Origin of the sequence: Amycolatopsis marina, assembly GCF_900111885.1 — a bacterium.
Lineage (GTDB): Bacteria > Actinomycetota > Actinomycetes > Mycobacteriales > Pseudonocardiaceae > Amycolatopsis > Amycolatopsis marina.
Genome location: NZ_FOKG01000011.1, coordinates 1 through 1,639, shown reverse-complemented (window position 1 = coordinate 1,639; position 1,639 = coordinate 1). Strand labels below are relative to the sequence as shown.

Below are 1,639 nucleotides of genomic sequence, written 5' to 3'. Positions count from 1 at the left end.
GACCACTCCACCAGGCCGGCCGAGTCCGCAGCAGTCAGCAGACGTTGCAACACGGTGTCCCAGGTGCCGTCACCGGCCATCCGGCGGTGCCAGGTCCAGATCGTCTGCCACGGGCCGAATACCGCAGGCACATCCCGCCACGCGATCCCGCACCGATACCGGTAAATGATCCCTTCGACCATCGACCTCGCATCCGAGAACGGTCGGCCCTGCTTGCCGGTACGCACCGGAAGCAGGTCCTCGATCAACGCCCACTGATCATCTGAAAGCAACTGGAACCGCGACACCCGAACAGCATCTCAACCACCCGCCAACACCATTGTCAGACACGCCCTAGCTGCGGCGTCGACATCATCTCTTCGGTCCGTGCAGGACGCGTTTGGTCTTGGGCAATTCGATGTGCGGGCTGACGCTGCTTCGTTCAGCGCGTGAATTTCGCTGGCGCCGTTGGTCATGAGCGGGCGCCGCTCGCGCAGGCGGCCCATCCAGACGTCGCCTTACTATGGATGCCCGAGGAAACATCCGTCGCCAGCCGCCATCGGCTTGCCGATGCATTGGCCCGGTTCGACTTCGGTCGTGGGCGCCGGACGGTCGGAGGGGGCATTATTCGCAGGGAGGGAGTGTGATGTCGATGGCCGCCGCACCAGTCCGCCGGGTGCTGGTCGCCACCGATTTGTCTGAGCAGGCGGGCTTGGCTGTGCGGAGGGCCGCGCAGCTGGCCGCCGAACGCGACGCCCGGCTGAGCGCCGTCAATGTGCAGCCGGCCGGGTTGAACGAGGAGCTGAGCGAGTTCGCCCACGCCCGCCTGCGCTCACACCTCGACCGGTTCATCACCTCCACGGTCACGGAGGCCGTCGTCCGCCACGGTCACGTGGCTTACGAGATCCTCGCTGAGGTCACTGATCGCGACGCGGACCTGCTGGTCGTCGGCGCGCATGGCGGCCACCGGCTGACCAGCCCGGTCCTGGGCAGCACTCCCGGCAACCTGGTGCGGGCGAGCCCGGTTCCGGTTCTGGTGGTCAAGAGTCCACCCGATGGGGAGTACCGCACGGTCGTGCTCGCCGTCGATAGCACAGCTGTCTCGGCAACGGCGGCGCACACGGCGGGCGCGCTCACGCCGTACGCGGACCACATCGTCGTGCACTTTGCCGTAGTTGTCGGCGAGACGTTGATGCGCATGCACGGCGCCAGCGAGCAACACTTGGCCGAGTTGCGCGAGGTGAGCACCGAGCAGGTTCGCGTCGATATCGAGCGCGTGGCCGCCGAGCTGACGCCCGCTGCGTCGCGGGTGGTGATCGCGTCCGGGCGTCCGCAGACGCGTTTGCCAGAGCTGAGCCGCCACCACGCCGCCGATCTGGTCGCCGTCGGTACCGGCGCCCGCTCGTCGCTGGGCTACACCCTGCTCGGCAGCGTTGCCCAGCACGTGTTGCGGGACGCGTCATCGGATGTGCTCGTCGTGCCGGCCCGGAAGGACTGACCTGGAGCTGTACGTGTTCCCGCTATGTTGCGATCATCCTGGCCATCGCCGCCTGTGTGGGCGTTGCCTGATCGCCGCTTATTCTCCGCGGGCCCAGGTGGTGACGAGTTTGGAGGCGTCGGGTTGGCGGGGGATCGCGACGATGACGAGGTCGCCGTCTCG

Annotated in this window: 2 protein-coding genes; one reads left to right on the top strand and one right to left on the bottom strand. The window is 67.4% G+C overall.

Going from position 1 to position 1,639, the window contains the following annotated elements:
- A partial coding sequence (locus BM199_RS18400; RefSeq protein ID WP_143101872.1) for a transposase occupies window positions 1-287 on the bottom strand: 287 nt, incomplete at its 3' end.
- A 344-nt stretch (window positions 288-631) separates the two neighbouring features.
- Here BM199_RS18400 and BM199_RS18395 point away from each other — a divergent pair.
- Window positions 632-1,477, top strand: coding sequence for a universal stress protein (locus BM199_RS18395; RefSeq protein ID WP_177242682.1), 846 nt, complete (start codon window positions 632-634; stop codon window positions 1,475-1,477).
- The last annotated feature ends 162 nt before the right edge of the window (window positions 1,478-1,639 follow it).

What these genes read in the sequence shown, in the direction of transcription:
- BM199_RS18395 (WP_177242682.1), top strand. Translation starts at nt 632, where the DNA reads ATGGCCGCCGCACCAGTCCGCCGGGTGCTGGTCGCCACCGATTTGTCT.